The sequence below is a fragment of the Okeania sp. SIO3I5 genome, assembly GCF_010672085.1.
Classification (GTDB): domain Bacteria; phylum Cyanobacteriota; class Cyanobacteriia; order Cyanobacteriales; family Microcoleaceae; genus Trichodesmium.
Genome location: NZ_JAAHHT010000057.1, coordinates 35,782 through 44,207 on the forward strand (window position 1 = coordinate 35,782; position 8,426 = coordinate 44,207).

Here is an 8,426-nt window from a genome sequence, read left to right on the forward strand (position 1 = left end):
AGAAGAGGTAATTATTAATTATTAATTGTTAATTATTAATTATTAAAGCCTCCTATTTTAAGGGGATAAAATAAAGAATATTTCTTATTTCAATCCCAATTGTTTCCTAGGTCATGCTGCGCAAACAGCTAGAGGTACTGTTAACTGATGTACTGACACTTCGTGAATAGGTTGTAAGATTTTATCGTAGGGGTTTGGTCTCCAAATCCCTTGGCGTTTGGGGAAGGGAGACGAAACCCCTACATTTTTTTGTCACAAATATTTCATATTGCTATATACTCAATTTAATAAATAGACAACTCCAAAAATAAAAAATGAAATCAATTCAAGATATGCAATAAACAATTTCATTCCCTATTCCCTATTCCCTATTCCCTATTCCCTGACTTCTGCAAGAAGTCTAATATAAAGTGTAGCTATTTCGATTTTTTGCTCATTATTTATTTCCACAACAATACTTAATTTTACTGACTCATTAACAATAATGTTATGAAATTTAAAACGAGAATTTTTACTAACATTAACTCCCGGATATTTTTTGCCATATACTGGAGAGCTTAAGCCTAGTTCTGCCGGAATTATTTGACCAGAATAAATTGTATATATTGCCGAAACAGAAATTTGATTATTTGTCGGAATAATTACACCAGCAAGATTAAATTCTTGACCAGGTAATATCTTATTTGGCACATTATCAATTTCACAGATAGAAAATAAGTGACTATGTAAAGATGCAGGTTTCAGTTTAAGAATAAAATTTTGATATGCCTGAATATTTTTTTGACCGTAGCCGTGAGGAGTTAATAAAATTTTATCCATATTTTCTGGATATTCAACACCTAAAAAATCAAACAATAATTGAAAATTATTTGATTGTGAAACTACTTCCTCATAGGAAATCAGAAAAGTATCATCTGGGTGTTTTTTTTGATAGTTATGAAAAGCGGTTTCAAGATTCATTAGTTCAGTTCTAGATTCTGCTCGATCTGTGTTTGCCCACCAACCACTTTTTAAGACATCATCTAGATTTCTGATATTGAAAATAAAAGCAGGTTTGGGAAAAATTTTAGCGAGAAAGTCTAAGTAATCAGCAACATCTTTTTGTTGTTGATAGACTTCAAAATATCGAATTTCTTTAAATCCATAACAGACGATATTTTTATCATTTTTTTTGTCAGCTAATAAAACATTCCTAACCATATTCTGACAATCATGCAAAAATAATTCTAGATTTATTTCTCCTGCTCCATACCAAGAATTATTGGGTTGAGTAATATCTTCATAATTACGAGTATCTATCAACTTTTTGTAAGCTTCATATAATCCATAAATAAAGTTATTATTTTCACCTCTGACCAAAACTCGGTCAATATTATTCAAAATACCTTGCAGTAAAGTTGAGCCACTTCTACCATAGGTGACAATTAAAACTGATTCAAAATTTAAAGACATATTTTTTAAATTCAAAAGTCAAAAGTCAAAATTCAAAAGTAATAAGTGCTGAGTAATGAGTAATGAGTAATGAGTAATGAGTAATACCTCTGCCTGTTTGCGCAGCATGAGCAGGAAAGTCAGAGGATTCAAAAAATGATGAATTTTTTGAATTTTTCTTCATGAATGAAGAAGCTTTAAAGCAACATCAACGGGCTTGATTTTACTTATTACTCCTAACTCCTAACTCATTACTCCTAACTCCTAACTCCTAACTCCTAACTCCTAACTCCTAACTCCTAACTCATTACTCATTACTCATTACTCATTACTCATTTTTATACTGTTGCCAAATAGCATCAACAGAATAAAAATCTTGTAATAGTTGATAATCTTCTGCATAAAATTCTATTAATTTTCTCAAAGACTTCTCTGTTAAATCTTGAATAGTTATTCTCGGCCCCTCAGTTTGAAATCGAGGAAATTCTATTTCAATGTTTGCCTTTTGAGAAATTATTTGTCTGAGGTTTTCCAAATTTTCAATTGGGCAAATTAAATCATAAATATTCAAGTCTTTACCTATATATTTGTTCTGCGGTAAAGCATGATGAATCATAGCATCAGAAATTTGAAAGTAATTTTCTAAATTTTCCACAAAATAGTTAATATCAGGTTCAGGTTTTAAACCAGCATTTTCTAATTTGCCTCGTATCGATTTTAACCAAAGATTTTTATGATACAAGACCCGATTTTTATAACAAGATAATAGTCGTTTTATGGGGTCACGAATTACAGTAAATTTGAAATAGTTATCTAAATTTTTGAAGTTATCTAAGACATCAGTATAGGGATACCAGAACTGATGAATTTGTTCTATGGAGCCAGAATATTCTTGGTTAAATTTTAAGGAGTAAAAAGTATGTTTGAGAGTGGTACTAGCACATTTAGGAATTGGTAAATAAGCTAATCCTAATTCCTCAAACTTTAAAACTCGAAATACTTGTAATTTTAAGGCGCGATAAATTCTCGGTGGTTGATTGGGATCTATTTTTATTGCCTGACTATAATATTTTAGAGCAGATTCAGTTTCTCCTTTATCAGCTAAAATATTTCCCAATTTTAGATTAATACTGGCATCTTCAGGAAATCTGTCTATTGTTGCTTTTAAGACAGCGATCGCTCGCTCTGTTTGATTTGTTTCGACAAAAAATTGACTCAAGCTTTTATAAATTTTTAGTGGTTGGTCTGGTTGAATTTCAATAGCTTTTTGAAACTTGTCAATAGCAACTTGGAAATTTCTTTGTTTAGCAGCTTCTCGCCCTTCTTTTAAAAAAACTTCTCCATCTAATTCTTGTAAATTTGGCTGAGTATCAGAAGAAATAATTCCTAACTGAACTAAATTAAAATCATAAGGTTTAATACCATTCAAATATAAAATTTTTGACACTAATACATCTTCATACAATTCTCCACGGAAACAACCAGGATATTTCATCGTATATTCAAACAAAATTTCCAGACTTTTTCGAGACAGAAAATATCCACTTCCACCATCACACCACCGCGCCACAAATGGCAAATCATAAGGAGTTTTATCAATAGATTTAGATTCACATTTATTAAAATGCCAAGACCTACCGATAGAATATCCTATAGTATTACCCATATAATCTTGGGTAGATTCTGTTGACAACCAATCTATTAATTCTAAAAATCTTGGCATATCTTTAATCCAGGTATCATCATCTAACTTCAACACTCCCTGAAAATCAAAACAACAATGAAAATATTGAAATGCTTGGAAAACTTTTAGGGGTAAAGATTCATAATTATCGGGAGATTTGACATATAAAATATCTCCCTCATTTTGCCAATCAGAACTTAACTCTGGTTCCCCAATTACAAAACAGTAGGGCAGGTTAGTTTTTTGATATAGTTTCTCTCTCAAAACTTTAATTTTATCAAGATTTTTTTTGCAGGAAATAATCATAATAGCTATCTTGCTATTGGATGAATTAACCACAGCGGGCATCTGACCCGTGACATGATTATATTGTTGTTGTAAATTAGTTTTAATTAGAGGTAAGCAAGACTGATTATCAGGATTTAATAAGAGACTGTTTTGCAGATGTGAAATTGCTTGATTATATTTTTTAGCACTTGCAGAATCAAGCCCCAAGTAGAGATAAATTATCGACAAAGTAATATGTTGGATTATAAATATTTTCTGATTTTGATGCACAAAATCAATTATCTTATCGACGAATTCAGGTTGATTATTAGCCAAACAAGAACGAACTAGACTTAAGACAGATAAAATAAAGACAAGGTGATTATATTGCAAACCTTCTAGTAAATTCTTGCTATAAAAATCTCGACAAGTTTCTAAATTAATCTGATAAATATTCCATGCCTGCTCTAATTTACCATTAGCAGCTAACTCACAAGCCTCAATAATTTCATTAATCAAACGATGTTGATTAAACATATATTTTCTAGCCATAAAATCATCCACAAATTCATTAATCTTATCTAGATTGCCAATAGTCAAAAAACATCTACAGAGATGAGGATAAGCAGATAAAAATTTTCCCGAATTACTAGCTTTTTGATAATTATCAATCGCTGCTTGATATTTAGATTGACGAAAATATAAATGACCTAAACCCAGATAACCTTCATTAGAATATTGCGACAATTCCTGAAAAATTGACTCCGCTTCTGCCAATCTTTCCAACTTCATAAAAATCTCACCGCAACGCATATAAGCAAGAATATTTTGGGGAAACTTTTCAATAACTTCTTGCCAATTTGTTAATGCTAACTCCCACTTTTGCTGCCTTTCCAATACCCAAGCCAAACCACATAAACCATCAGATTGATAGGGGGATTTTTCTAATACATCATTAAAAACAACTTCCGCTTCCTTAAACCTACCTAACTCAATTAAAACATTACCTTTAGCAATATAAAAAGACAAATTTTCAGGAAATTTATCGATCGTTATTTCCCACCTTTCTAATGCAATCTGCCACTTTTTTTGTTGTTGAGCAACCTTAGCTAAATTTTCCCACCCCAAGGTTTCATCCGGAAACTGTTCAGCCATTTCACTAAATAAATTTCTAGCTGCCTCAAATCTACCTAATTTAACCAACACTTTACCCTTACCTAAAGAAGCAGATAAATTTTGTGAATCTAGTTTCAATGCCTTCTCGTAATTACTTAAAGCAGCCTCAAAATTTTGTAAATGATTGAGATAAAAATTTCCTAAATTCACATATATACTAGGATTATTAGAATTAAAAATCATAGCAGCTTCATAAGTTTCTAAAGCAGCCTTAATATCACCAATATTCGTATGAACAGCAACTAAATTCTTGTAACCAACTAAATTTTCTGGTTGGAGTTGAATTGCCTTTTGATAAACAGTAATTGCCGCTGCAAAATTGTTAACTTGATGAAAAACTTCACCCAACTTTATATGTAACCAATAATCTTGAGGAAGAGTCTCCAATCCATCCTGATAATAAACAATAGCCTCTTCTGAATTTCCCTGTTCTCGACAAACATCTCCTAATCCAATATCCACCCATGAATTATCAGGTTTCAATTCCATTGCCTGCTGATAATAACTAATAGCTTGCTCCAAATTTCCTTGGTCTCGAAAAACTCCCGCTAATCTAATATATAACCAAACATTTTTAGGACTTAACTCTCTTTTTAATCCATCCTGATAATAAACAATAGCCTCTTCTAAATTTCCCTGTTCTCTATAAATATCTCCCAACCCAATATAAATCCATGAATTATCTGGATTTAACTCCATTGCTTGTCGATAATAACTAACAGCTTGCTCTAAATTTCCTTGCTCTTTAAAAATACCCCCCAATCTGAGATATAACCAAACAGTATCAGGACTAAATTCTCTTTTTAATCCATCCTGATAATAAACAATAGCCTCCTCTAAATTCCCCTGTTTTCTATAAATATCTCCTAACCCAATATAAACCAAGCAATTATCTTGATTTAACTCCATTGCTTGTCGATAATAACTAATAGCTTGCTCCCAATTTCCTTCGTCTCTGAAAATACCCCCCAATCTGAGATATAACCAAACAGTATCAGGTCTCAATTCTTTTTTTAATCCATCCTGATAATAAGCAATAGCCTCTTCTAAATTACCCTGTTTTCTAGAAACATCTCCTAACCCAATATAAACCAAGCAATTATCTTGATTTAACTCCATTGCTTGCCGATAATAACTAATAGCTTGCTCCCAATTTCCTTGGTCTCTAAAAATACCTCCCAATCTGATATATAACAAAACACTATTAGGATTTAACTCTATTCCCTTTCTATAATAATCAATCGCTTCATTAAACTGCTTAATTTTTCGGTAAGTATCCCCAATTAATCCATAAATCAATTCATTTTTTGGGAAATTTTTTAAAGCATTATGATAATACTCAATCGCCACTTGGTGCTGACCATGCTTTCTAAGAATATCTCCTAAAACTTGATAATTTTCTAACTTTTGAGGAGAATTTTCAATGACTTTTCGATAAGATTCAACCAAACCATCCCATGCTAATGAACAGTCAGGATTAACCTCGACAGCAGCTTTAAAATTAGCTATTGCCTCCTCCAATTTTCCTTCTATCTTCAGTTGATTTGCAACTTCCACCAAACTGATACTTTGCGATTGATTATTCGACATTGTATAAACTATTCCCTCGTTGAAATCCTATTAATTTTAGTTTGAAAAAAAAATATTAATCATACCAATTCACTTAAAAAATGTCACAAATATTTAGTAACTCATGAAGTCATTTCAGTTATCAGTTATCAGTTGTAAAATAATAAGCTAAAATTACTGAAAAATAGAGATTGAAAGTACCTAAAATATTACTTCTAACTTCTGATACCAATTCACTTTACAGATGTCACAAATAGTTTCAAACTTTAAATGCCAAATAATTGCCTGAAACTGTTCTTGTGTCCAAGTTTTTAGCCTATCAAATCTGGCATTCTGAATTCTAAATTCTGAATTCTAAATTCAGTAAAACGGTATGACTACTGACTACTCCAAACCTAAGTAAATCAAGTTTATGAAATTGGTATAACTTCTGACTTTAGTGAAACCGTATTAGTGTTTCGCCTCATATTTACAGTCAAAGATGTTGCCCTTCAGAAATTTTTCTATTTTCTGGAAAAAAAATTTTGTTAACTTTTAAATATTTTTCATCAAAAATTCTTTGGTAATTTGAAAACCAGCATTTTTTAGTCGCAAGTTGATAAGTATGGAAGACTCAAATCCTAAAAATTTTAGCTAATAGTGAATAGCTATAGCAATCCTAAATAGGTTTTCAACAATTAATAATTAATAATGAATAATTAATAATTATTAATTGTTGAAACTGATAGGATTGACTAATCATAAAAATTTTTATTTATTATCCCCTATCCAAGGGGAGACTTTATAAACATCTTTCTCTTTTCATAAAACTTGGGGATTATTCACAAGTTATGGGTAGGTCTGGGTTCGGCTTTTTCGGGATAAAAATGTATTAATTAGACACAAAGAAGTGAAGACTATAGACAGAATTCTTCCTCCCCCTCCTCCCCATCCTCCCACAAGGGTTTCAAGAGTTCCTTATAAGGGATAGCTTAAAAGGGGAGGCTTTAAACCCAAATTTTTCGGTAAGATTTTATCGTAGGGGTTTGCTCTCCAAACCCAAGCATCAAGCGATTTGGAGACCAAACCCCTAAAATTTTTTCTTACGAATGATTTCTTATGGCTATAGTTAATATTTACAACTATTTCTAGAAAGTTAATCATTGGCCAAATCAAAATATGGTACAAGTAGTTAGAGCTAATTAAACATTAAAAAAAATGTACAGGCGAGTTTAGGAAAAAGCCTTCATAAATGAGCGATTTAATCCTAAAAATTCGCCCGACACTTGTTGTATTTATGCCAATTAGCAAAAGTATTACTATACTTGGATAAGACTTCAATTATTAAGTAATTAACACATTTAGGAATGACTTTTTCGATAATTATTAGCCAGTTAGTATTAATTATTCTTATGTTTAATTCTCCCGTACGGACGTTGCTTGAACATTAATGCGTTACATGTCGCGCAGCGTTAGCGGAGCGAAAGCGTCAGCAATACGTCCCTACCACTCCCCTACTCCCCTACTCAAGAAAATGTAGAGAAGTTTTTGAGAAATGATATTATTTATGCTCACCTACTTCATCAAAATCTTTTTCACCAAAACATAAACAATTTCAGGAAATTATTTTATATCTTTACTTTGAAAGTTTGAAACTATTTGTGATATCTTTAATTAGCCATCAGCTTTTAGCATTTCCTTTCGGGAATGCTCTGCAAAGAGCTGTCAGGTTTTTGCAACTCTGGTTAAAATCCCCTGCAATCCCAAGCACAAGATTGTTTAAGAGGAGTTAAAATCCTCTTCTAAAAACGCTAAAAAAAATAATTTTACTGATTACTAAATGCTAAGTCCTGACCATTTTTTTAATTCAAAATTCACGCATTCAAAGTTCAAAATTTTTGGTTCATTCCTTAATTTCAATAATTGTTTAATTAAGGATTCAAGCCTCATTCGTACAACTACGAAAAAATCAAAAATATTTTCCTGATTTCAAGCCTCTGACTTTCCTGGGTCATGCGGCGCAAACAGGCAGAGGTTATAATGAGCGAATTAATAATTTTTAATGCGTGAATTGATTTGACCACTTTTTTAAAGTTAAAAAGTGAATTGGTATAAGAAATCAGGTTTTTTCATTGAAGTGCGTAATTGTAATTCCTAATAATTATCAAAAAAACTTCTCATATATTTCCTGAGTAATATAGCAATTCCCAAGAAGCGTGAGGTACAAAATTCCTTGGTTTTAGGGAACAGGGAACACTTAACTGGGAACAGGGAATAGGGAATAGGGAATAGGAAACAGGGAATAGGAAATAGGAACAAA

2 protein-coding genes are annotated in these 8,426 nt (G+C 31.6%); both read right to left on the bottom strand.

Annotation, left to right across the window (positions count from 1 at the left end):
• Nucleotides 1-375 precede the first annotated feature (375 nt).
• Nucleotides 376-1,452 carry a sulfotransferase gene (locus F6K40_RS15325; RefSeq protein WP_293137270.1) on the bottom strand — a complete coding sequence of 359 codons (1,077 nt, stop codon included), beginning with the start codon at nt 1,450-1,452 and terminating at the stop codon, nt 376-378.
• 307 nt (nt 1,453-1,759) lie between these two features.
• A complete protein-coding gene (locus F6K40_RS15330; protein WP_293137272.1) occupies nt 1,760-6,148 on the bottom strand; it encodes a tetratricopeptide repeat protein in 4,389 nt (1,462 codons plus the stop codon).
• Nucleotides 6,149-8,426: the final 2,278 nt, after the last annotated feature.